Genomic DNA, 23,654 nt, shown 5'->3' on the forward strand with positions numbered 1-23,654 from the left:
CCGGGCTTCCGTCAATTCCCTGGAGAAATGCAAGCGGGGCATAGACTATTGCAAAGAGAACCTCAAATGCCACGGTTACTATGATAAAATCGACAAGCCATGCCCAGAACCTTGTGGACCACCTGGCTAAGGTGATTTCAGTTATGCCATGTGTCGTATTGTCGGGCGTGGGATTCGTATTCACATGCAACATAGTGTCCGATTGATATTATAACTTGCGGAACGCATTGTCTTGCACTGCAGACGGTCAAGGATTTCAGAATAAAGTTATACCACCAGCTGCCTCATTACAGCGTACTTTTGTATTGCGTTCGAAATGCAGGGCGAATGCGAACACATTCTTCCGGCACTGAATGGGAACCAATAGTTGTATACTCGAGTACCCGGAGAAGTTCTTTCATCTTTGTTTCGGGCACCCGGCAGCAAACAATGAAGGCTGATTGAGACTAACTTCAGACTGTGAAAAGTTCGCAGCTATTCCTTTCTTAATGTCAGCCGATCAACGAAATGTATGTAACAACTAGAGTAACCTTACACCATGCTAAATAGTTCGCACCCAATCTTACCTTCGAATGCTAACAATAAAGTCGATGCAATATCAGTGCGCATTCTGTGATAGCATTTTTTCTTCGCTTGATAACTTTGGCAAACACAACTTGCTCACGGGCCACAAGCGGTTTTATGCCAAAACGCACCGTACAAGTTTGAAGAAAATATTTCAGCTGGTAGTCCGGCGCAATTAAGCAATCGCCGTTAATCCTTGAAGTAACGCAGAGTATTGCCGGAGTCGACCAAGCAGTGATCGCAAACCAAGTCCTGAAACCCAGAACCCCTAACTCATCTTATAAGGCCGAAACAGCTGATTTAAGCAAACAGCAGGTTAGCGAGCAGATGATTTGTCAAGATTGTCATACAATTCTATTTGCCGATAACATTTCTTTCAGCACTGCTGCATTGTTGTGCTCAGTATCCTTGGCAGAATAAAGCAGAACTACTCTACCTCTTTCCGCCTCCATCTCCTTTAATTGGTGGAGCAATCCTAGCTTCAAGCTATCCTTTCTAATTTCTTCCTTGTACTTTGTCCTAAATTTTTCCCATTTCTTTGCGTCGTGTGAAAACCACTTTCTTAGCTTGTCGCTTGGAGCTATGTCCCTGAACCATACGTCTATTTTCAACTTATCTTTGGGTATGCCACGTGGCCAAAACCTATCAACAAGCACAGCTGCTTCGTTATCTGCCTTGACATAGCCGTAAGCTCGTGCTAGTGTAATCGTAGACTTTCTAGCGCTCTATCAGTTCAAAAATGTGTCTATAGTACTTTGACGGCAACAACTATCAAAAGGCTGAGGCTGCTTTTTTCAGGCGTTGGCTGCGGAATGCTAGCTCGTTTGCGAGGTCGTTAAGAGTTGGCGAATTTTCATTTGACTCGCTTTTGGTCAATTGCCCCTTGTTTGGTTTAATTGCAAAGGCAATTCGAGTATGGGATTATCCTATCTGCTTATTGCGTTTAGTTTTGATTACGGTGATGCCAAGTTTTGATCGTGCTATTGCTGCTTTAGAAATGCAGTCAGATGCATATTGTTCTTCACTGGGCTCATACCAATTTGACAGCAGGGAGCGGCCCCTCAGATTTGGGCCGGATTTAGACATTCAATCGCAATTCTACAGCTCTTGACACATAAACCCACCGGGATTGCTCAGACATTGGTGTGTAAGGCATTCATGGTCGAGCAGGTATTAGTTTATACTTGATCACGAGCTCACATTAACTATGCGAAAGGTTCTGATCGCGGTCGTTGTGGTGGCTGCGCTTGTCCTCATAGTGGGCCTGGCAGCCAATGCTGCAGTAGCCAAACAGCAGGTGGCACAAGCTAGCAGGGTAGGCAACTCGACGGTTGTCAACTATTACAATCATAACCCGTACGGTTATCTGCCATTTTATTACCTCTGGTATCAGCCATATCCATTTTACGGTGGTGTATATCACGATAGCAATACCTACAGCGGAAATGCTCCTCCCGGAGCGTCAACTGAACCAAGCCCGAAGGGAGGTTCCGACGTGGGTGGCGAGTCGATAACAAATGACTATGGTTCTTCAACGCCCGGCAATAGCATGTCCGGAAAAGGTGGGAGTGATATTGGAGGCGAGTCTGTGCAGGGATCTGCACCTCCGAGCCCCAGTATGTCAGGCGGAGGGGGAACTGATACGGGCGGCGAATCTGCAACCGCAGGTTCTGGCGGATCAAGTGACTCTGGAAGCTCTGGCGGTTCTGACAGTTCCGGCGGCGACAGCGGAGGCAGTTCAGGCGGCGGTGGAGGAGACTCGGGGGGCGAATAGATGGTCATTAATCTGGTGTACGACATTGATCGGGTTACCCGCGCTGCCGCCGACGGACACTATGATGCAAAGGGGCTGCAGATAAGCGCGTCCGGCGCCTGGAAGTACCCGTCAATTATGATGCTGATTAAGCTCTTGGAACCGATACTTGCCAGCGACGAGCTCAAGGATATCGAAGGAAATGCCAAGATAACATCAGACCCCGTAGTAAACGGGATTGGCAGGATTCGCCTTGAAATCGAGTATAAACAAAAGAATCCCCCGTCGGTATCCAGCACTAGATGACTCCTAGCCGATTAATTCATGTTTGAGGTACGCTGGAACGGGGTAGACCTTAAGCTGACAAAATGGACATGACCGGTTTAGCGACAGAGCGTGCCATTCATGTAATCCACATAGGAAACTATCACTTTTGAAACTTTCAACCACTGGTGAGACAGTACAACAAGCAGCTATTACACTGTCAGGCCGACTCGGAATATCTTATTGAATGCGTTTTATACGCGATAGCAGAATAGTTAACCGTCTTTCTATCAAGTGGGTAGAATTTAGCTCGTCCTGGCAAGAAGAATAGTGCGGGGGGTGGGATTTGAACCCACGAATCCCTAAGGAACAGGGTTGTAGGAACCACTCCCGGTTCGTTCTAAGCTTCGCACCTTCATGCCACTAGGCAAAAAGGACCTGCGCCGTTGACCGGGCTTGGCAACCCCCGCTTGATTCAGCTTCCGCCTGCTGCCAAATTTATTGTTATATATTGTGCGAAGCTATCTGCAAACAGGTGCAGCAAAAAGGCGAGCAGAACGGACCGAGGCTGTTTGGGACAAACGGCGTAAGAGGCGTGTACGGGTCAACGATTAACCACCATTTGGTCATAGACCTTGTGCGTGCGCTGGCCAGTTACTTCAGGAATGGTCCGATAGTTGTGGGCTATGACGGTCGGCATTCCAGTCCGACAATTTCAAAACTGGTGAGGGCGACTCTAAATTCTGCCGGAATCCGGACGGCCGATGCGGGACTGTTGCCGACTCCATGCCTTCAGTTCGCAGCAAAGAAACTCGGTTACAGTGGAGGCATCATGGTCACCGCGTCGCATAACCCTCCCGAGTACAACGGCCTAAAGCCCTCCGGAGCAGACGGGGTAGAAATATCGAGAGAGGACGAGCTGGCTGTCGAGAAGGCGTATTACGATAAGGTTTATCCGCCCGTTCACGCACATGCCGCGACGGATTCTCGGGATGAATCAGTTGTTCCGGCCTACATCGACGCGGCCTTGGCGCTCGTTGATTCGGATAGAATCAGAAATCGCAAATTCACGATTGTGATGGACACCGGCAACGGCGCCCAGGCAGCAGTTGCGCCGCTGATTGCAAGGCATCTCGGCTGCAAGGTGATTGTGGTTAATGGAAGAATCGATGGCGACTTTCCAGCCCGCGGATCAGAACCGCTTGTAACCAACCTTTCGATACTGACAGAGGCGGTGAAAAGTTCAAGGGCCGATCTCGGCGTGGCTTTTGACGGCGACGGCGACAGGAGCATCTTTTGCGATGAAAAAGGAGCTATTCACTGGGGCGATAAAACCGGCGCGCTGCTCACCAGGCACCTCATTTCGACAAGGCATCCTGGCGCGGAGGTTGTTTGCCCGATAAACACCTCCATGGTGCTAGAATCCGTGACTAAAGAGGCAGGCGGAAGAGTGTTTTACACAAAGGTGGGAAGCGTAGAAGTTTCTCGCGAGATGGTTGCAAGAGGCAGCCCGCTTGGGCTTGAGGAGAATGGCGGCTACATGTACGGCCCAATGAATCAGGTGCGCGACGGCGCAATGTCAACCTGCCTTGTCTTAGATATGCTTGCCGCATCTGCTTCGCCATTTTCTGGGCTGGTCGCAGGACTTCCAAGAACATACCAGTTCAAGGACAAGTTCTCTTGCAATTCAAGGGCATCGGTAGAGAGCGTTGTCAGGGCGGTTCTCGGTCACGGCTCGCCGAGAAGGATTGAGCAGATGGACGGGGCAAAAATCTGGATAGACGACGAGAGCTGGGTAATGGTGAGGCCGAGCGGGACAGAACCTCTTATCAGGATGTACGCCGAGTCGACAGACAAATCGCTCCTTGACTCCAAGGTCGAGGAGTACAGGCGAGTTATCGTTTCAACAATCGGCGGGATGCAGGATAGCTAGTTCTTTAGCCTGGACTCGTGGAACGCAGCTGCCATTCTGACGAGCTCCTCATGAATCCGGGTGTCGTCTGAAAGCTCGGGGTGGAATGACGTTCCAATCAGGTTCTTTTGGCGCACTGCAACCGGCCTTCCGTCCAGTTTTGCAATGACCTGTACCCCGCTTCCTACATCAGAGACGGCCGGCGCCCGGATAAAGACGGCCTTGAATGGTGATTTTCCCAACGACGGCATGTCAAGGTCGGTCTCAAACGAGTCGCTCTGGCGCCCAAACGCATTTCTTTCCACCACAATGTCCAGTCCGCCTATCAGCTTCTGCTTGGTCTCGCCCACCACCCTGTCAAACGCCCTGTTCGATAGCATTATCATGCCTGCGCAGGTGCCTAGCACCGGTAGGCCTTCAGAAATCCGCGACCTTATTGCGGGAAGGGAACTGTGAATGGCAGCAAGTGTGCTGATTACCGTACTCTCGCCTCCGGGCAGAATCAGGGCGTCGACGCGTTCTATTTCGTCAGGATAGCGGACCGAAATGACCTCGCCATCCAGGCCGAGCTGCTTCAATGCATTTTGCGCAGCAGCCAGGTTCTCCTCGATGTCACCCTGAAATCCAGCCACACCTATCACGAGTTTGCCAGTGGAAGATGCTGAAGGACGACCGGAAGAATCGCTCATCAGGCGGACTGGCCCCTTTCCTGCATCCGCAGTTCAAGATTCTTTACATCAAGTCCAAGCAGAGACTTTTTCTCGTCTACCATTTTTTGCGCCTCGGCAACTACTTTTTCGTCGTCGTGAAAAGTCGTGGCAAGTACGACGGCGCGAGCGCGCTGCGCGGGATCGTCTGACTTGAAAATTCCAGAGCCGACAAATACGCCGTCGCAGCCCAGGTTCATAAGAAGAGCCGCATCAGCAGGAGTGGTTATTCCGCCCGCGGCAAAATTAACGACAGGAAGCCTTCCAAGCCTTGCCGTCTCCTCTACAATTGCAAAAGAAACCTTGAGCTCCCTTGCGGCCTTCATCAGCTCCTGTTTGTCGCCGTCCTGAAACATTGACCTGATTCGCCGGACCTCGCCATTTACCGCGCGTATGTGGGTGACTGCCTCAGATACGTTTCCTGTGCCCGGTTCGCCCTTTGTGCGTATCATGGCGCAGCCTTCCTCTACTCTTCGCAAAGCCTCGCCGAGGCTCTTGGCGCCGTTCACGTAGGGCGTAGTGAAATCCCATTTCCAGATGTGCCTTTCCTCGTCCGCCGGGGTCAGCACCTCGCTTTCGTCTATCATGTCAACGCCGGTAACCTCCAGCACCCTAGCCTCGTCGGTGTGGCCAATCCTGCACTTGGCCATAATCGGAATGGTAACTGCGTCCATGATGTCTTCAATCACTTTGATGCTGGCTGTGCGCGCAACGCCTCCGGCCTTGCGGACATCATAAGGCAGTTTGTCAAGGACCATGACAGCCACCGCGCCGGCGTCTTCGGCAACTTGTGCCTGCTCCACGCTCGTCACGTCCATAACCACGCCGTGCTTTTGCATATGCGCAAAGCCGCGTTTTAGAAGAGTGGTGCCCCTGATCACCTTGGCGCCATTTCGCTCAGATACCCTGACGCCCTTTGGATCATGCTCGGCTGCCACAAGAGAAATCGTCATGCTCTGATTTTGTCAAAACGCTCTATATAGATATTAGCGTGATTTACCGGTGTGCCGAGATTATCTCATCCAGAGTCGATCCAATGTTGCGCACAATCGGAGGCACCGAGCCTTTTGTCGCATTGGCATCTACCCATGCCATTGTCTTTGTTGTGGAAGAAGGAAGGGCCGAAGTTAGGCTATTGCTGTCACCCGTTGTCCCAAATCCTGCTGAATTTACCAGGTGTACGTCAAGTGAGTACCTGGTGAATTTTGTAGCATTATCCGTTCGCGGATAGTCTGCGTCTGGAATTTGCAAAAAGCCTGTATCAAGAATAAGTGAGTGGAGCCGCGACAGTTCGTCTGAGGTCAGAGCAAAGTCTTTTTCCCGGGGTAACGAGGCATTCTCGTTAAAGCGCATCAACTTGGCCGATCCGTCTGCAGACACGGTCAGCAGGTCCGATGGTGCGCCTGTCTGGTTAAGGACGCTGTTCGGCGAGAAGCCCGACGTGAAGTTCTGACGCCCATAGTCCAGTGTGATGATTACGTCCTGTGAACTGCTCGATGGACTTGCCTGGCCGCCAGGGGAAACCACAGGTTCATTGGTGCCGTTCTTACCGTTAATCCCCGGAAGAAAGACAAGGGCTGCCATAACCGCAACTATGGCAACCATAATGATTACAAACTTGTTTCCGCCTGTAGCCACTTTAGGATCCTGGCTGTGCTGTGCGGATAAAGTTAAGCAGTCCGCCCGCGAGGAGTACCTGCCGCTGCCTTGGTGTAAGGTCGACTTTAAGCGTGATTTTTTTCACGCTTGTACCATTGCCCGCCTCAGCATCGATAGTTCGGGAATCAGATCGGAGCATTTCAGTCACCCCGGCTATGTTAACTAGCGTCTGTTGTGGCAGAGCCTCAAAGTCGGCGCTGTTTGAGAGCTCGAACGGAATTATTCCAAAGTTAATCAGGTTGGCCCTGTGAATCCGCGCAAATGATTTTGCGATCACTCCCTTTATGCCCAGATACATCGGAGCAAGAGCCGCATGCTCCCTGCTTGAGCCCTGCCCGTAATTGTCGCCTCCAACTATAAAGCCGCCTCCCTTCTCCTTTGCGCGCTTGGCAAACTCTGGATCTATCCAGTAAAAGACATACTCGCTTATTGCCGGGATATTACTTCGCAGGGGCAGGATTTTTGCGCCTGCGGGCATGATAGCGTCCGTGCTGATGTTGTCACCAACTCTTATCAGGACCTCGCCTCGCAGAGCCTGCTCCATCGGCTGTCGCAGTGGAAGTGGCTTGATGTTGGGCCCTCGTGCAACCACCACTTGTCCCGCCTGGGAGGTTGGCGCAGGTTCAATGATTCCCGAATCGTCAATGACGTACCTGTCGGGCCATGGGATCGCAGGGTATTCGCCCAGATCCCTCGGGTCGGTGATCTTGCCAGTCACGGCGCAGGCGATGCAGACTTCGGGAGAGGTCAGAAAGACCTTGTCGTCCTTGGTGCCGCTCCGGCCGGGCCAGTTGCGATTAAACGACCTTATCGATATCCAGTCGGTCCCCGGGGCTGAGCCCATGCCGATGCACCCCTGGCAGCCGCTCTCAAGGAGCCGAGCGCCTGAAGCGATAATGTTATAGATTGAACCATCCCGGGCGACCGTCTCAAGCACTTGCTTTGAGCCGGGGTTGATCGCCATTGTTACGTTCGGGTGTATCTTCCTCCCCTTGAGAACATGTGCGACCGTCATGAGTTCAGTATAGCTGGAATTCGTGCACGATCCGATAAGCACTTGCTGGACGTCGGCTCCCTGGACGTCCCGGACCTTCTTCACCGCGTCTGGTGAGCCGGGCAGCGCAATGAGCGGCTCGAGCTCACCCAGGTCAATCTCCATGTCCTCGTCATAGCTGCAGCCCGGGTCTGCCGCGATGCGTGTATAGTCCTGTGGGCGCGCTTGGCGCGTCATGTAGTCGAGAGTGACCTCATCGGACTCAAAGATCGAAGTGGTCGCCCCCAGTTCTGCCCCCATGTTGCAGATGGTTCCACGCTGAGGAATGCCGAAGTTCTTTATTCCATCACCGTAATACTCAAAAATCTTACCTACTCCCCCCTTGACGGACAGCCGGCGGAGCATTTCAAGAATAACGTCCTTTGCGGTCACCCAAGGTCCCAGCTTGCCGGTGAGTTTTACGCCCACGATTTTTGGCATCTTGGTGTAAAAAGGCGCGCCTGCCATCGCCACGGCCACGTCTAGTCCGCCTACACCTATGGCGAGCATTCCTGCACCACCGGCAGTGGGAGTGTGACTGTCAGAGCCGATAAGCAGCCTTCCCGGGACCGAAAACCTCTCCAGGTTTACCTGATGGCATATGCCGTTTCCGGGCTTTGAGTAATGAATGCCGTACCTTGAAGCAAAAGTTTGCAAAAAGCGATGATCGTCGCCGTTTTCAAATCCTGTCTGGAGTATATTGTGATCTACATAGATGGCGGCGTGCTCGACTTTGACCCTCGGAATTCCCATGGCCTCAAATTGCAGGCAGGCCATTGTGCCTGTTGCATCCTGCATCAACACCCTGTCGACCTTCAGGCCAACCTCCTGACCCGGCTCCATCTTGCCTTCCGCTAGGTGAGAGGAAATTATCTTTTGAGCCAGATTGAGCGGGCCGGTTTGCTCATTGTTTCGGTCTGACGATGTGGACGGCACTACTAGATGGTTATGCATGAAGGATATAATATTTTATTCCGAGCCGCCTTTGTCATTGCTTACAGAGAGCGGAAGCTCCTCCCCGACGGCAAGCAGGCTATGGCAACGCGGGCAGGCGGGGGTCTGAGTATCGGGTACATCTATGAGGTCAGAGCCGTCTGAAGGGCACAGCCCGGTAAAGCCGGAGGACAAGACATCTACAGAAATAAACCTCGACTCCAAGGTGCAGCAAAACAGGCGAAAATCAGCAAACTCATCATTTACGTCAGTCAGTACCTGGTCCATTGCAGGGGTGCCTAGCAGATGTCTTGAGGCATAGCCGCAATTCTGGCACGAGTATGCAAAGACCTTCAAGCGCACCTCTGATAATGTATCTCAAGGATAAAAGGCGCTCTATTCTTCTGATAAAGAAATTCTGTCGCCTTAAATACGCTCGCGGGGCTTGAGGTATCTGATTTGAAGCGTTTGCTCAGGGGCTTGGCGGCATTGCTTTTCATTTCATTCCTGTCAAGCGCAACTCCAACCGGGGTAACTGCCGCGGACCAGAGCTTAACCCACAGGCGGTTTGTTATCTATTATGGATGGTATTTTGACGAACACGGGATCCTGCAAAACGTGGTCAGCAGTATCTTGGCGGCAAAGCCTGATCTTGTGATAAGCCCTTACCACACGTCCGACGGCCAGGTCAACATCCGGCCTGACGTAATGAACACGTTTCACAGCAACGGGATCAAGGTGATTGCGTACGTTGCAACAGGTGACGCCAAAAGAGACGTCAACTCGGTTCTAGGCGAAATCAAGTCCGCGCTCAGCGCGGGCGCCGACGGCGTGATGCTCGACGAGGTATCCCTCATGCAGACAGACGATCAGTACTCGTACTACAAGCAAATCTACAACTTTGTCAAGCAGCAGGGTGGAAGCGACAAACTGGTGATTGCAAATCCGGGCAGCGTGCTAGTAGGGGAACGGGTGATGCAGGTAAGCGACATTGTTTCGTTCGAGCACCAGTGGCGCTTTGCCTCTTCCTTGGATTGGTTTTCAAAATATCCTCCCTCGCGTTACATGGGGATTTCCAGCAACGACGTCCTGAACGCTATGGGATATAGAGTCGCGAGCGATGTCGCTTCGCGCGACACGATCGAAGCTTGGAATGACGGCATAGGATATCACTACTCTACGGACACCTACACCGCCCTGCCGCCATGGTTTGGAAGCTACCAGCAATCTTTGGTGGATTATTCGAGCTCCTTTGCAAATACGCACAAGGTCAGCGTCAGGACCTACGATGACTCTGGCCAAGAGATTTCTGGTCTTTGGATCGAGGTCAAGAAGGGAAACTCGGTTATAATGACAGGGTTCAGCCCAGCTGCCTTTAACCTGCCGGATGGAATTTTCGAGATAGGCGCCTCCAGCTATCAGGCCTTTGAATTTTCGAAGTGGAGCGACGGCATGACCCAGCAGTACAGGAGCGTGGATGTCTCTCTGGATCTGGAACTCGGAGCGGTGTATCGGACGCAAAGCCACCTCGTGACCATAGAGAGCCATGATTTGAGCGCAAATCCCATAAGAGGCATGTTTGTCAGGGTGAGCAATGGCGCCACAACGGTAGCCCAGGGTTTTACCCCTTATCAGGTAAAGCTGCAGCCCGGAACTTATGATTTTACTGCCTTAGGTTACAAGTTTTACCAATTCGCCGGCTGGGACAGCCAGTCGCAGGCAAGCAGTGGTTCCGGAGGAAGCTTGACTTTGAACGTCTCAAATGACACGCTCGTCGAGGCGCGGTATGACAACCAGCTGGTGGGCAAGCTGGGCACCGCGGTTTTCAAACAGCAATGCTTTGATAATGGCTACTCGGCTGCGGTTGCCGACGCGCTCCAGCAGGGCGGACCTGTTGCAGGCACGCTTGAACTGTACATGCAAAAAAGTGCAGCATTGGCAGCCTGCGCAGGCTAGCTACAGGCGCCCTATCGAAGTTATCTAGGGATAAGTCTTCAGAGAATTACCGTGTCGCTGCCTCTGGATGCTTCAATGCCGTCTGTTTTGCCTTTATAGAGTTGAGCGCGACGGTAATGTCTGCCAGCCTCTTTCGCAGCGAGATCGTACTGACTTCCGCGGCATCAGCTATGGTCGTCTTTGTTATGTTCTTCAGCCCGCACTCGACGGTTGCCAAGTACAGTGCCGCGGCTGCAAGTACTAGCGGATTCTTGCCCATTACGGCGGTGTGATTTGCAATTTTAGATAGAATGTCACGTGCCTTCCGGGTAACGCGCTCCTCAATTCCGGCCTTGGCGGATATTTTAGTCACGCTTCTATAGGGGTCGCTCATGGGCGGATCAAGTTGCATCTCTTTTACGAGTATCTTGTAGCAGTGATTGCCAAACGGTTTGTCCAGCCCGATCTCCCGGCATATTTCATCCACTGTTCGCGGGATTCTCCTTTCCTTGCAGGCAAGGTAAATCGACGCATAGACAAACCCGGTTATCGAGCGGCCCTTGATCAGGTTCTTCTGCAGGGACTTCCGGTAAAAATAGGCCGCGCGCTCCGCGACCTGCCAGCTCAGGCCCAGAGTGCTGCACACGCGGTTAATCTCCCACGTGGCTTTCTTCAGATTTCTGGAAACCGGCGCGCTGGCGACTGACATCGCGTTGAGTTTCCGCAGCCTGCTGACGGGAATGGGATGAAAGGATCTATTCAGTGACCCAATCTCGTTCGTGCGCTCGCTGCCTGCTGAAAGGCCTGGCTGTGGATTTTCTCGCCTTCTGCCCGATTGGCCCCGCGTTGTACGGCCAGAAGAACCTTCAATGGAATGACTGCTTTCATCCTCTGCCCCGTCGAGCTGAAGCTCGTCACGCGTGTCATGGTCAGGCGACTGCCTCCTGCCTGCTCCGGCTGGCGATTTGAGATTTCCGATAAAGGTTGAAAGTCCCGTATCATGAATTAAAAGAGAAGAAGGATAGCCTACCCTGGCGCGGTCCTCGTCCATTGATGAGAAGTTCCGCCATTCAGGCGACAAAGTTTCAAGCCTTTCTCTCAGCACTATCCCGCACGACCCGCACAGCAGCTCCCCGGTCGAGCTGTCTGTAATGGGAGAGCCCCCGCAGCTGAGGCATAGATCATCCACTAATCCACCGTCTGTCATTGCCAACCGAGAATAAAGTCCGGGTGGTAATAACCCGGAAGCAATAATGATGTTGTCTCGTACTCCTTTGAAATTTATGGAAACTTGATTCTGGCAACCGATTACACAAAATCTGGCCTGGACTGATTGTTACAAAAGCAATGCAGGTACCTTGTATACAATGAATTTATCGACATATCGTTCGATACCAGACGTACTCAAGCGATAAAAGCCATCCAACCAGTCTGCAAATTAGCAGCACATGTGTTCTATTATTGGGATTGTAAGCAAGGAGTCCGTCGCCCCGTTCCTCGTGGAAAGCCTCAGAAGGATGGAGTACAGGGGCTATGACAGCGTCGGGATTGCGACCCTTTCTCGGTCGAGCATCAAAGTTAAGAAGGGAATTGGAAAAGTCGGTCAGGTAAGCAGCAACCTTGATCTCCCTTCCATGGGGGGCACAGTCGGGATTGGCCATACGAGGTGGGCAACCCACGGCAAAGTCACCGATTACAACGCCCATCCGCACCCTTGCTGCACCGACGATATCGCGGTTGTGCACAACGGCATCATCGAGAATTACTCGGGGCTAAAATCAGAGCTTCTCAATCGCAATCACGTATTTAGAAGCGATACTGATACCGAAGTAATCTCACACCTGCTTGAAGAGGCGTATTCCCACTCTGGAGATGTCAAGACTGCTGTGCTTGAAACGGTTGGCAGGCTGCAAGGGACCTATGCATTTGTCGCCCTGTTTTCAACCGGAACACTTGCTTGCGCAAGGATGGACGAACCTCTGGTAATCGGAATGTCGGATAATGCGTTTTACGCGTCAAGCGATGTGCTGGGATTTCTACAGCATACCGATCAGGCAATGTTTCTCGAAAACAGAGACATTGCGATCATTGATGGGTCGGGAGTGCAGGTCTTCGACTTCGGGGGCCGGCCGGTTCGCAGGGAGGTTACCAAGGTCGCGTGGGAACTCGCAGACACCAACAAGGGGGAATTTGCTCACTATACCGCAAAGGAAATCTTTGAGCAGCGATCAAGCGTCGTCTTGGCAACTAGGCAGCCGGCCCACACTCTGGCGTCATTCTGCGACATTATAGGCTCGGCTCAGAAGGTAATTGTCACGGGCAGCGGCACTAGCTACCATAGCTCAGTCCTTATTTCGATGCTCGGCTCCAAATTACTAAAAAAACGTTTTGAGCCGATAATGGCGAGTGAGTTCCAGTATGACCTGGACATGCTGGATTCTGCAACGGCCGTGATTGCGATATCGCAGAGTGGCGAAACAGCGGACGTCCTTTCAGCTGTCAAGCATGCCAGAGCTTCCGGGTCCAAGGTCGTCTCAATCGTCAACGTCCCCACTTCTTCTCTAGCACGCATTGCCGACGCCTCACTTGCGATCAATTGTGGACCGGAGATAGGAGTAGCTGCGACGAAGAGCTTTACCGGCCAGCTTTCACTGGCTTACGCCATTATTGACAGGCTCTCGTCAGGCAAGGTAGGGTTTGACGCAAATGAACTTGCTCTGAAATTCGAAGGCGTCCTTGCTCATTCTTACGACATAGAGAGAATTGCCGCCACGCAGCTGTCCAAAGCAAGCGACATCTACCTTCTTGGCAGGTCGCTCCACTATCCAATCGCCCTTGAAGGCGCCCTCAAGATGAAAGAGCTGGCTTATGTCCATGCTGAAGGAATAGCAGCAGGCGAGTTGAAGCACGGTCCGCTGGCGATGATGGACAGGAACGCTTGTGTAATCGTTATCAACCCCCAAGACCGCACTTACGCTGACACTCTGAACAGCGCGCATGAGGTAAAGGCAAGGGGTGCGAAAATAATCGGAATCTCTAACGCGGATAGCGATATATACGATGCCCTGATCCGTATCCCTTCCGTGGCCAACGATCTGCTTTATCCATTGATTGAGACGATTCCACTACAACTGCTCTCATACTACCTGGCCCTCCAAAACAATGCCGATCCAGACTTCCCCAGAAACCTAGCAAAGTCTGTCACAGTAAGATGACACGATACAATTTGCAGGGAGATTGGCGGGGTCGCTAAAGCTCAATCGAGAGATAAAGTAATTAAGTTCCGCCGCCAATTACCACTCTAGTGTCTTCCTCCTCGCAACAGCGCTCCAAGCCCGAAAAAGAATCGACCCCTCAATCCAGCAGCCACGAGGAAGTGATAATGTGCGAACTTTGTGGTAACCCACTTGATTCGTGCATGTGTGCCTGCCCATACTGCGGCAAGCTTGACAAGTGCGAATGCTGTATACTTGACGCGGTAACCGGCGGCTGATACAGGTCCAGCCCGTCACTCGGCTTTGGCCGTTCTAAAAAGCATTAAAAGCAGGACTGCCCAGAGAACACCGCGTATAGAACCAATGCCCGAAAAGATCGTGAACTCCATGTCATGGGTCATAGGCGGCGCTCAAGGAAGCGGCGTCGACTCGGCCGCAAACATATTTTCTCGCGCATGTGCGATTGGCGGACTGCAAATTTTCGGCAAGCGCGAGTATTATTCGAATATCAAAGGTGAACACAGCTACTTCACGGTCAGGGTGTCGGAACGGCCAGTACACTCTCATATAGAATGTATTAGCATGCTTGTAACTTTCGACGCGGAAACCGTCTTCAGACATTTCGACGAGGTGTCGGCCGGCGGCGCTATCATCTACGATGCGGACGCTGTGCACACTCTGCTGACAGAAGTGCCTACCATTGATGACCCCGCAGTCGACAGGATTAGATCGCTTCTAGAGAAAGCCGGCCTTGGATTGAGCGTCAAGGACGCGCTATCACTTGCCCGTTCACGGGGGGCCGTATTGTACGAGATTCCGTTTTTCCAGGTTCTTGAGGAATTTGCAAAGCAGGTCAACGACCCGTCGCTTAGCAAACTCTCACGCATGGTCAACGTCATGGCCCTTGCAGCCTCTATGGCCATTTTGGACTTTGATCTAGGGGCACTCACAAAGGCAATATCGTTTATCTTTCGCAACAAGCCAAAAGTGGCCCAGCTCAACATTCAAGCCGCGACGCACATTTACAATTATGCAAGATCGAAATTTTCCAGCCAGCAGACACTGTACTCGCTAAAGACACGCCAGCCGGATAGTGATACAATAATTGCTCAGGGCAACCAGTCCTCGGCTATGGGCAAGATGGTTGCGGGCTGCCGGTTTCAGACCTACTATCCCATCACGCCCGCCAGCGACGACAGCGAATTTCTTGAATCAAACGAGGTGCTTGACCTCTACGATTCCGGCGGCAAGGGCTCCACCGTCGTAGTTCAGACCGAGGACGAGATCGCGGCGATTGCGATGGCCATAGGCAGCTCGCTGACAGGAGCACGATCTGCTACTGCTACGTCGGGTCCAGGGTTTTCGCTCATGGCAGAGGCGCTTGGCTGGGCAGGAATCAACGAGGTTCCCCTCGTCGTGTCGCTTTACCAGCGAGCCGGACCTTCAACGGGCCTGCCAACCAGGCACGAGCAGGGCGACCTTTTGTTTGCCATAAACGCGGGGCACGGCGAGTTCCCGAAAATAGTTCTCGCATCAGCTGATGTCGAGGAGAGCTTTTACGATACAATCATGGCGTTCAACCTCGCTGACAGATACCAGGTCCCCGTCATTCACATGATGGACAAGGCAATCGCCAACTGCGTGACCACCTGCAAGAACTTTGACCTTTCTCGGGCGCGTATTGACAGGGGCAACTTTTCCAGGCGCGTAGAGAAATCCGAGAATACCGGCGCCGCGGGGCACTACCTCAGGTTCAAGCTGTCAGATTCAGACCCAATCAGTCCCCGCATACCGCTTGGCACCGAAGGCGCCATATTCTGGAACACCGGCGACGAGCACACTGAGGAAGGCCACATTACCGAGGACCCTGAAGTGAGGACGAGGATGATGGAGAAAAGAATGGGCAAACTTGACCTTGCGCTGACTGAAATTCCTGCGTCTGAAATGGCTCGCGAATACGGCGACAAAACAAGCGACATTGCATTATTGACTTGGGGTTCTACCAAGGGAGTAATCCTCGATGCAATGGAAATGCTTGAAGAAAACGACGGAATCCGTGTAAAAATGATTCAACTGCGCCTCATGAACCCTTTTCCACGGGAACTCGTGGAATCAATGCTGAGGGACTGCAAAGTGGTAATTGACGTGGAGATGAACTACTCGGGCCAGTTGGGATCCCTTGTGATGCAAAATATCGGCAGAAAAATGGATTACCAGATTGTAAAGTACAACGGCCGGCCGATGTCGCTTGACGAGGTTTATAATGCTGTAAAGCGAATAGTTGCAGCGTACAAGAATGGAAGCAAGTCACCAAGGAGGCAGGTGCTGAAAAGTGGCGCTTAAGCTGGCCGATTACAAGACCGAGGTTCACAATGACTGGTGTCCCGGCTGCGGCGACTTTGGCATCCTGAACGCGATCCAAATGGCCTTGGCTGACATGCAGGTGCCTCCCTCAGGCGCGACCATATTCTCCGGCATAGGCTGCTCCGGAAAGACGCCCCATTTTATTCGCACTTATGGCGTACATACACTTCACGGAAGGGTTTTGCCGTTTGCCCAGGGAGCCAAGCTTGCAAATCCGCAGCTGCATGTTCTCGCGGTTGGCGGCGATGGCGATGGCCTTGGAATTGGAGCAGGCCATTTTGTAAGCGCCGGGCGCAGAAACGTCGACATGGCCTACATTATCTTCAATAACGCGGTATACGGCCTTACGAAGGGGCAGGCCTCTCCTACGCTGAAACTTGGAATGAAGACCAAGTCACTGCCTCAACCAAACGTCAATAATTCGGTAAATCCGATAGCGCTTGCACTCGTCGCAGGATTTACCTTTCTTGCCCGTGGCTACGCATACGATGTTCGGCATCTAAAGGACATGATTAGAAAGGCAGTCGAGCACAAGGGCCTTGCATTTGTTGACGTGCTACAGCCATGTCCAACTTACAACGACATCAATACGAGAGAGTGGTTCCAGGGAGCAGACAACATGAACCCGGAGACAGGAAAAGACATGCCAAGGACGTACAAGCTTGAAGAGACCGGCTATGATGGCATCGTGCACAGCCCGGAGGAGCTGAACCAAAAGATGGCGCAGGTGATAGAAAAATCAAACGAATGGGGCTCCAGGATACCGCTCGGAGTGTTTTACCAGAATGAGCACGTTCCAACGTACCAGGAGAGGATATCCGCAAGAATCCCGACTTACCTGAAAGATGCCCCTGCCGTGCAGAGGATAGCTGATGACACTGGCAAGCCGGTGACAAACATCGAGCGCTTGTTAGGCGACCTGCGCGTAGACCAATAATGTTCAGCGCAAGGAGGCAGCTTGCATATAGCTTTAGCCAAACGCCTGCTTCCAGAATACAAACAAGACGACATTAGCCCCTCCCATCACGGCGACTGTGAGCCACCCAAGCCCGTTTGAAAGCCTGCCGTTTGTTCGCCTGCCTAGCACGGTGCGGTCGTTCGCTATTCTCATTACCGCCACTAGGATAGGGACTGCCATTATTCCGTTAATCACCGCGGCATATACAAGCGCCTTTATGACGTCAATTCCCGAAAAATTGATCCACAGCCCGATTAGAGTTGAGGCTCCAATTACGGCGTAGAATGCCTTCGCCTGCCCGAACTTTTTGTGGAGGCCCTGCTTCCAGCCAAATCCGTCCGACAAGCAGTATGCTGACGCCCCAGCAAGTACCGGTACGGAGAGAAGTCCCGTGCCGATTATTCCGGCCGCAAATATCGTTTTGGCAAGCTCGCCGGCATGCGGGAATGTCTTGACAAGCGGCTCTAGCGCAGAAGCGGCTTGTTCAGCAGTTGTGATGTTCGTCTCGCCATGAGCGTGAAGCGTGTTTGCGGCCGTAACGATAACAAACCAGGTAATGGCCTGCGAAAACGCCATACCCATCACAACATCTGCTTTCATTTTTCGCATTTCCTCTCTTTTGAGCCGCGGCCTGTCGGTTCCGCTAATTTCCCTAATTACTCCTTCCGTGACCTTTTCTTCCGCCTCTTCCGATGCCTGCCAAAAGAACAGATACGGCGAAATGGTAGTGCCTAGTACGGCCACAAACATGACCGCAAATTCCGGCGATAGTTGGAATGTCGGTACTAACGTGCTTTCCAGCAGTTCTGACCAGCTTCCGCCGACAATAATCGCTGATATCAGATAAGCAAAGAGCGCAAGTGACAGATACTTCAGAACCCTTACGTACGCCCTGTACGGGATTAGAATCTCTGCAGCCAGAATAAATGCCGTAAACCCGATTGTTACCAGCGCCATTGGCGCTTGCGGAAGCAGGAGTTTGGCAGACGCGGACATGGCGCCTATGTCGGCACCAATGTTAACCGTATTGGCAATGAGTAAGAGTCCTGCAAGGGGAAACATGACCTTGCGGCTATACCGGTTGGAAATGACCTTGCCTAGTCCATCACCCGTTACAAGACCTATCCTGGCGCACATCTCTTGGACTGCAGTCATTAAAGGAAACATGAAAAGCACCATCCAGAGCATGCCAAGTCCGAACTGCGCGCCTGCCTGAGAATAGGTTGCAATGCCGGATGGATCGTCGTCTGCAGCCCCTGTGACTATGCCCGGTCCCAAGGTATTCAGAAAAGACCGCACCGGGTTTTGCCGGGTCCTGTTACCTTGCTGCTCCCCAACTGGATTTGAGGCGCCGCCATTTTCTGCCAGCCCGTCAGAAGGCGTGTCAGTATTGTCCAATAGGCTTTGTAATCGAAAGCTCCATGAGGTACAAACTATTTGATAATTTTAAGACATTTCATAGTAGCAATAGCTAGCCGACGTGCGGGAAACAGTGTATGAAAATGTCTGCGGCGTCACACGGCGGAACGCGGTGACCCCAAGGGTTGAGCAAATTATAAGGATCAGAGCGGCTCCATTGAGGGAGCAAGTTCCCATTCTTGGCATTCTGGAGCCTAAAACTTGCACTACTATGCGGTAGCTACATACCGTATCTTATGGACTGGGCTTATCGATAAATCGCATGATGAAACGCATCCGAACGAGACGCAGTCGTAGAGGTCTCGGCGACGTAATTACGACCCTGATTATCCTCATCGCCTCAGTCGTTCTGGGCGCGGGAGTAATTTTCTTCGGGGGTAGCATGTTCCAGACCAACACACAAAGCGAATCCATCAAGGTGTCAAACGTGCACACTTGGGTTAACTCTAACGGCACATCAGTAACGGCATTTGCAGTCCAGAACACGGGCAGCAAGGCAGTGGCAATCAACTCCATATCTTTGAGAGGTCTGCCAATTGCACAGACAAGCTGGTACTCGTGTGTCAACCCGGTAGCATGCGCGACATCAGGCAACATCAACACGGACCTGCCAACCCAGTACCATCCGTCAACCGGCGTTCCGCTCGGTGGTACTAACTACGCGATGCAGACCGGTCCAGTGTCATTGACACAGGGTCAGGCACAGATTGTATACATGGTCGGCGCTGGCAACATTGGTACAATCGACGCAGGCAACACGTACTCGCTCCAAGTCCAGTCAGGCCAAGCAATCGCAGTACAGCAAGTCCAAGTAATCACGAAGTAAATTCGGTGCAAAAACCCCGTTTTTTTGCATCTCCCACCGATTTTAATCAACTAGAGCCATTTTGAAAATCTTCCACGAACGGTCATTAACGGTACCTGTCGGAGAATATTGCTAACGATTCGCTAGTGCAAGGACAGATGACAAGATTGCTATCGAAGAGCCTCGCGAAGGAGCCTAAGAAGAGGGTGCAGCTGATGGAACCAACGACGTAATCAGCAGGTACGTATTGAAGCCAAGTATCACAGCCACAAACACGAAAGCAAACAGAGTTGTCATCTTTTTGTTGACAAATTCGCCCATCAGGCTTTTGTTTCTGGAGAGAAGTACCAGAGGTATCATTGGCAATGGAATCATGAGACTTAGTATCACCTGGCTATAGACAAGCAGGTTCAATGGGTCGACGCCGAGCAGGATTGCTATTGTTGTCGGGATGACATTTACGAACCTTGTGATAAGTCGCCTCACCCAGGGATTGGCCTTTTTTCCCAAAAGTCCCTCAAAGATCGACTGGCCGGCCAAGGTGCCAACCACAGAAGAGGAAATGCCCGAGGAAAGGAGGGTGATGACAAAGATAACGCCTGCAGCTGCGCCAAAGATAGGGAGAATCGTCCTGTACGCGTCGCTTATCGAGGCGACGTTGGAGTGTCCGTGGTGAAATGCTGCCGCAGCCATGACCATTATCGCGACATTCACAAATCCAGCGACGGTGAGAGTAATGATGTTCTCGTACTTGTGCATCTGGAGCATCTTTCTACGTGTGGTCGGGGTTGCTTCCCGGGCCTTATTCGCGGTGAGAGAAGAGTGGAGGAATAGTGCGTGTGGCATCACGGTCGCTCCGATTACGCCAACTGCGATAATTATGGCGCCGTTGTCAGGAAATGAGGGCGCGAACGAATGAGCCGCAATGGCATATGGGTCGGGCTTTGTCACAAACAACTCGTATAGATACCCAATGCTGATGACTGAGACAAACAGCAGAAACATCTGCTCAATGACCCTAAACCTGCGGGATGTCAGGGTCAGGATCAAAATAACATCAAGCGCGCCAAATATCGCCGCATACAGCAGGGGAACGCCGAAGAGGAGATTCAGGGCAATAACCGTGCCAAGGTATTCTGCCAGGTCGGTGGCAGCGGCCGCTGCTTCGGCAGCCAGCCAATACGGAATAATGTAAATTCTCTTTCTTAATTTTTCTCGCATTAACTCGGGGAGGGAGAAACCTGTCGCAATTCCCAGCTTGCCAGACAGATACTGAAGCAACATAGCCATGGCACTTGCAAGCCAGACTACCCAAATCAGTGCGTAGTTGTATGCCGCTCCCCCCTGGATGTCCGTGCCATAGTTGCCAGGGTCCATGTAAGCAATGCTTACCATTAGCGCAGGACCCATGAACGAAATCAGCTGCGCCACCCTGCTACTGCGATAGGCCAAGGCCAGCCTAGAAATAGTGGACTTTCTGGCTACGGGTGAACCCTCGGCCATATTTCGATATGCTATAAAAGGTTGCGTGATTTATAAAGCTTGTGCACCACTAAAGAAGTTAGCCTTGGCTAACTGCATTAGTTCGGCTAAACTATCAGAGCCAAAGGCAATAAGTTTACATAAACCAAAATACTAACGGAGTCATTGATAGTGGTATCCGGTTGAAAGCGAAGCCTGAGGATAACGCTGATGAACAAAACAGGCTAGAGTCGATTCGCATAGCCCACTCCAGCGCAGCAGGCAAGCTTGGTCAGCCCTCGAGAACCGACACCATGGAGGACTACCTCGAGGTAATCTATGAACTGATACAGAGTAAAGGTTACGCCACTACAATTGACATTTCGAACTATCTCAACGTCAGCTCCCCCAGCGTGACGAAGATGGTGCAAAAACTTGACGAGATGGGCTACCTCATATACGAAAAGTACAGAGGAATTACACTCACCGATGAGGGAAAAGCGATTGCAGCGAATATACGCAGCAGACACAGCCTGCTAGTTGAATTCTTGAAGATAATCGGGGTTGATGATGCGGTAGCAAATATGGACGCAGAGGGTATCGAGCACCATCTCCATCCGCAAACTTTGAAAAAGCTTGAAGATTTTGTTAAATCGATTAAGAAGTAGCTGAAGACCTGCCAGGAATAGCGTCTGCTTCGGCTATCCATTCCAGCAACGCCAGTTTGAATCAAAGTTGTTGTTCGCGCAGCGTGAACCTTTCTTTAATCCTCGGACACCAAAACTAGCGGGCCCGAAGGGCTTCGATCCCTTGGCCTGCGGTTCCGAAGACCGCCGCGATATCCTGACTACGCTACGGGCCCAGCCGTCGCCTATACCTGAGTATGAGAGTATCATATAATTCAAGCAAGAGATTCATGCCAGTTGGCCGAGTTCCGAAAGGGTAAAGAAGGTGGCTTTCGAGTGTACATGTAAGACAGGCGAATTGCAGTCAGGCTTTAGGCAGCTATTTTGCACCCACAAGGATTCTTTTGCGTACAGGAACTATGGCGATTTTTCTTTCGTCGAGTTTTGCGCCTGTAGAAAGTGCGGAAAAACTCTGAAGCAGATCAGAGGCTACGACGAAGACGTGAGAGGATGATAATTGAATCACCTTCACTTGCTTCTCGTGATTTGGTGGGCAGGCGCAGCGGCTGCCGGGTTCGCTCTTTTGTTTCCAAGGTATAACGACTTCTTTGCGGTCGGCGTCGCGGGCTGGGTCACACTGCTAACGAGTTCAGGACTCATGCTGTACGAGATTAGAAGGATAAAAAGCGAGGACCGGAAGAAAAAGAGAGAGCTCGCCTAGTCTGGGCCGCTCGTGCAGGAGGTAAAGCCGATTAACCTTTGCCGCCCTGCTCTTCAATCACCACAAGAGTTACCGTTGACGTGATTCCCGGGACCTTGCGGACCTTGTTCGTGATTGTGTGATTCATTGCCTCTGTGTTGTCTGACTTTACCTTCACAAAGATGTCGTGCACGCCATAAGTTCCGCGGACTTCCTTGACGTCCGGCAATTTGGCGATTTCGTTAATGATCTTTTCCTCGGAGCCAAGAGTGCAGTTGACGAGGATGTATGCAGTTGGCATATGGAAAGCAGAACAAGAATTTAGTATTTAGTCTTTGCTACCTTTTTGTTATACCGCGCCGGTCCTCGGCAATGTACTGCTCGGTCAGCTTGGTTTCGTAGCACTTGCCGCACAGCAATCCGGAAATATTCCACCCATCCATTGGTCGGTACTTGAACTTTAGCGGGCTGCCGCAGAGCGCGCAGGTCGGGGCATCTGCCATTGTTCTCTATTTTCGTAAAAGTTTGCGCAATAAGAATTATTCCAAATCCGACGAGCGGTAGACCTCATGCGTCATGCAGAACGGACAAATAAGCCCAAAGCTTGTTTCTTCGGAAATCTCGGAAATCTCTTGCCTGCTTGTGTCCACGACTGGCGCCAGGAACCGCCTGCCGCAACTCTTGCATCTGACTGATTTCTGCATTTCTGCTGGCTTGTTTTGCGATACCGTCAATTTAATCGGTAGGCAGGCACGGAAATCCTAGGAGGACCTGCCTCCAGCCCGCGGGAAATATGCTTATGTTTTAATAGGGGCAAAAGGTGTGTATCTCCACAAAAATGGGACGTGTTGGTAAGGTCGCGTTTCCCGTGATTTTGGCGTTAGGGGCATTGACGGGCTATCTTTGCTACACATGGTTTTACGGAGCAATCCCTCATCTTGGGACAGTAGCTTCTCCTTACAGGCAGGAGCTTCCTCCACCAGTCGCCCAGCCGACTTCCGCTGGGAACTCCAGTAGCGCTCCGGTTGATGAGTCAAAGTTTACAGATATCGTTAATATCGACATCCTCAAGGGCGCGTCTGTTCAGGGCAGTCCTTCATATTCGCCATCGCCCGCAAAGGCAAACAGCGACGCCCTGATAAAGTGGACCAACCAGGATACTGCAACCCACACGGCGACAAACGGCAAGTCATCTGACGACCCAACCTCCGGCAAGTTGTTTGACTCGGGCTTTTTGGCGCCGGGCAAGTCGTTCAGCGTCCCGGCTTCAAAGCTGGGCAAGGGCGACCATTCTTACTACTGTCAGGTTCACCCGTTCATGACCTCTGTAATCACCGTCCAATAGT

Annotated in this window: 25 protein-coding genes and 2 tRNA genes; 12 read left to right on the forward strand and 15 right to left on the reverse strand. The window is 51.9% G+C overall.

All coding sequences use genetic code 11. The annotated features are described in order from the left end of the window. Together ABI361_07725 and ABI361_07730 are read right to left on the reverse strand one after the other, a co-directional pair. On the reverse strand, positions 1–184 hold a 184-nt coding region (locus tag ABI361_07725; GenBank protein ID MEO9320544.1), incomplete at its 3' end, for a hypothetical protein. Positions 185–908: 724 nt separating this feature from the next. Then, complete coding sequence (locus ABI361_07730) at positions 909–1,271, reverse strand: DUF488 family protein (GenBank protein MEO9320545.1); 363 nt, start codon at positions 1,269–1,271, stop codon at positions 909–911. Positions 1,272–1,771: 500 nt separating this feature from the next. On the opposite strand from ABI361_07730, the gene ABI361_07735 reads away from it, so the two are divergent. Both ABI361_07735 and ABI361_07740 read left to right on the forward strand, forming a co-directional pair. Beyond that, positions 1,772–2,338, forward strand: a complete 567-nt coding sequence (locus ABI361_07735) for a hypothetical protein (protein MEO9320546.1) — start codon at positions 1,772–1,774, stop codon at positions 2,336–2,338. Beyond that, positions 2,339–2,623: a hypothetical protein gene (locus ABI361_07740; protein MEO9320547.1), complete on the forward strand. Its 285-nt coding sequence runs from the start codon at positions 2,339–2,341 to the stop codon at positions 2,621–2,623. It abuts the gene before it with no gap. Between the two features lie 289 nt (positions 2,624–2,912). Here ABI361_07740 and ABI361_07745 read toward each other — a convergent pair. After that, positions 2,913–3,051: transfer RNA gene (locus ABI361_07745), tRNA-Leu, on the reverse strand. Between the two features lie 65 nt (positions 3,052–3,116). Here ABI361_07745 and glmM point away from each other — a divergent pair. Beyond that, entirely contained in the window at positions 3,117–4,514 is a 1,398-nt protein-coding gene (gene glmM / locus ABI361_07750; GenBank protein ID MEO9320548.1) for a phosphoglucosamine mutase, read from the forward strand. On the opposite strand, the gene pdxT is transcribed toward glmM, so the two are convergent. From pdxT to ABI361_07775, 5 genes are read right to left on the reverse strand one after another with little or no spacing between them, the layout of a single operon-like run. Beyond that, positions 4,511–5,182, reverse strand: a complete 672-nt coding sequence (gene pdxT, locus ABI361_07755; GenBank protein MEO9320549.1) for a pyridoxal 5'-phosphate synthase glutaminase subunit PdxT — start codon at positions 5,180–5,182, stop codon at positions 4,511–4,513. The genes glmM and pdxT overlap by 4 nt on opposite strands. Further along, positions 5,182–6,153, reverse strand: a complete 972-nt coding sequence (gene pdxS / locus ABI361_07760) for a pyridoxal 5'-phosphate synthase lyase subunit PdxS (GenBank protein MEO9320550.1) — start codon at positions 6,151–6,153, stop codon at positions 5,182–5,184. The genes pdxT and pdxS overlap by 1 nt, the downstream gene beginning before the upstream one ends. 43 nt (positions 6,154–6,196) lie before the next feature. Further along, positions 6,197–6,838: a hypothetical protein gene (locus ABI361_07765; protein MEO9320551.1), complete on the reverse strand. Its 642-nt coding sequence runs from the start codon at positions 6,836–6,838 to the stop codon at positions 6,197–6,199. Between the two features lies 1 nt (position 6,839). After that, a complete protein-coding gene (locus ABI361_07770) occupies positions 6,840–8,828 on the reverse strand; it encodes an aconitate hydratase (GenBank protein ID MEO9320552.1) in 1,989 nt (662 codons plus the stop codon). A 33-nt stretch (positions 8,829–8,861) separates the two neighbouring features. Continuing rightward, entirely contained in the window at positions 8,862–9,182 is a 321-nt protein-coding gene (locus ABI361_07775) for a hypothetical protein (GenBank protein ID MEO9320553.1), read from the reverse strand. Between the two features lie 102 nt (positions 9,183–9,284). On the opposite strand from ABI361_07775, the gene ABI361_07780 reads away from it, so the two are divergent. After that, a complete protein-coding gene (locus ABI361_07780) occupies positions 9,285–10,781 on the forward strand; it encodes a spherulation-specific family 4 protein (GenBank protein ID MEO9320554.1) in 1,497 nt (498 codons plus the stop codon). A 46-nt stretch (positions 10,782–10,827) separates the two neighbouring features. Here ABI361_07780 and ABI361_07785 read toward each other — a convergent pair whose 3' ends face one another. Further along, positions 10,828–11,949, reverse strand: a complete 1,122-nt coding sequence (locus tag ABI361_07785; GenBank protein ID MEO9320555.1) for a TFIIB-type zinc ribbon-containing protein — start codon at positions 11,947–11,949, stop codon at positions 10,828–10,830. A gap of 259 nt (positions 11,950–12,208) precedes the next feature. Here ABI361_07785 and glmS point away from each other — a divergent pair, with 259 nt between their 5' ends. The 4 genes from glmS (at position 12,209) to ABI361_07805 (ending at position 17,276) form a co-directional block, all read left to right on the forward strand. Next, complete coding sequence (gene glmS / locus ABI361_07790; GenBank protein ID MEO9320556.1) at positions 12,209–13,975, forward strand: glutamine--fructose-6-phosphate transaminase (isomerizing); 1,767 nt, start codon at positions 12,209–12,211, stop codon at positions 13,973–13,975. Positions 13,976–14,064: 89 nt separating this feature from the next. Beyond that, positions 14,065–14,253, forward strand: a complete 189-nt coding sequence (locus ABI361_07795) for a hypothetical protein (protein MEO9320557.1) — start codon at positions 14,065–14,067, stop codon at positions 14,251–14,253. Positions 14,254–14,338: 85 nt separating this feature from the next. Further along, a complete protein-coding gene (locus ABI361_07800; protein ID MEO9320558.1) occupies positions 14,339–16,318 on the forward strand; it encodes a 2-oxoacid:ferredoxin oxidoreductase subunit alpha in 1,980 nt (659 codons plus the stop codon). Beyond that, entirely contained in the window at positions 16,308–17,276 is a 969-nt protein-coding gene (locus tag ABI361_07805) for a 2-oxoacid:ferredoxin oxidoreductase subunit beta (GenBank protein ID MEO9320559.1), read from the forward strand. Before ABI361_07800 ends, ABI361_07805 begins: the two co-directional genes overlap by 11 nt. Positions 17,277–17,309: 33 nt before the next feature. On the opposite strand, the gene ABI361_07810 is transcribed toward ABI361_07805, so the two are convergent. After that, on the reverse strand, positions 17,310–18,695 hold the full coding sequence (locus tag ABI361_07810) for an Nramp family divalent metal transporter (protein ID MEO9320560.1): 1,386 nt from the start codon (positions 18,693–18,695) through the stop codon (positions 17,310–17,312). A gap of 286 nt (positions 18,696–18,981) precedes the next feature. Between ABI361_07810 and ABI361_07815 the strand changes: the two genes are divergently transcribed. Beyond that, the gene (locus ABI361_07815; protein MEO9320561.1) at positions 18,982–19,542 is read left to right on the forward strand and encodes a hypothetical protein; all 561 of its coding nucleotides are present in this window, start codon (positions 18,982–18,984) and stop codon (positions 19,540–19,542) included. A 174-nt stretch (positions 19,543–19,716) separates the two neighbouring features. Here ABI361_07815 and ABI361_07820 read toward each other — a convergent pair whose 3' ends face one another. After that, positions 19,717–21,024 (reverse strand): Nramp family divalent metal transporter, encoded by a 1,308-nt coding sequence (locus ABI361_07820; GenBank protein MEO9320562.1) that lies wholly within the window; start codon positions 21,022–21,024, stop codon positions 19,717–19,719. A 161-nt stretch (positions 21,025–21,185) separates the two neighbouring features. Between ABI361_07820 and mntR the strand changes: the two genes are divergently transcribed. Beyond that, complete coding sequence (gene mntR / locus ABI361_07825; GenBank protein MEO9320563.1) at positions 21,186–21,650, forward strand: transcriptional regulator MntR; 465 nt, start codon at positions 21,186–21,188, stop codon at positions 21,648–21,650. 119 nt (positions 21,651–21,769) lie between these two features. On the opposite strand, the gene ABI361_07830 is transcribed toward mntR, so the two are convergent. Beyond that, positions 21,770–21,844, reverse strand: a tRNA-Arg gene (locus tag ABI361_07830). Between the two features lie 281 nt (positions 21,845–22,125). Between ABI361_07830 and ABI361_07835 the strand changes: the two genes are divergently transcribed. Next, positions 22,126–22,329 carry a hypothetical protein gene (locus ABI361_07835; GenBank protein MEO9320564.1) on the forward strand — a complete coding sequence of 68 codons (204 nt, stop codon included), beginning with the start codon at positions 22,126–22,128 and terminating at the stop codon, positions 22,327–22,329. A gap of 31 nt (positions 22,330–22,360) precedes the next feature. On the opposite strand, the gene ABI361_07840 is transcribed toward ABI361_07835, so the two are convergent. Genes ABI361_07840 through ABI361_07850 form a run of 3 tightly spaced genes read right to left on the reverse strand, consistent with a single transcriptional unit; the run spans position 22,361 to position 23,012 of the window. Further along, positions 22,361–22,609 carry an Lrp/AsnC ligand binding domain-containing protein gene (locus tag ABI361_07840; GenBank protein ID MEO9320565.1) on the reverse strand — a complete coding sequence of 83 codons (249 nt, stop codon included), beginning with the start codon at positions 22,607–22,609 and terminating at the stop codon, positions 22,361–22,363. A 37-nt stretch (positions 22,610–22,646) separates the two neighbouring features. Then, complete coding sequence (locus ABI361_07845) at positions 22,647–22,811, reverse strand: hypothetical protein (protein ID MEO9320566.1); 165 nt, start codon at positions 22,809–22,811, stop codon at positions 22,647–22,649. A gap of 36 nt (positions 22,812–22,847) precedes the next feature. Further along, positions 22,848–23,012, reverse strand: coding sequence for a hypothetical protein (locus ABI361_07850; GenBank protein ID MEO9320567.1), 165 nt, complete (start codon positions 23,010–23,012; stop codon positions 22,848–22,850). Between the two features lie 134 nt (positions 23,013–23,146). Between ABI361_07850 and ABI361_07855 the strand changes: the two genes are divergently transcribed. Beyond that, positions 23,147–23,653, forward strand: coding sequence for a hypothetical protein (locus ABI361_07855; GenBank protein ID MEO9320568.1), 507 nt, complete (start codon positions 23,147–23,149; stop codon positions 23,651–23,653). The last annotated feature ends 1 nt before the right edge of the window (position 23,654 follow it).

Origin of the sequence: Nitrososphaera sp., from assembly GCA_039938515.1 — an archaeon.
In the GTDB taxonomy this organism is placed as follows: domain Archaea; phylum Thermoproteota; class Nitrososphaeria; order Nitrososphaerales; family Nitrososphaeraceae; genus Nitrososphaera.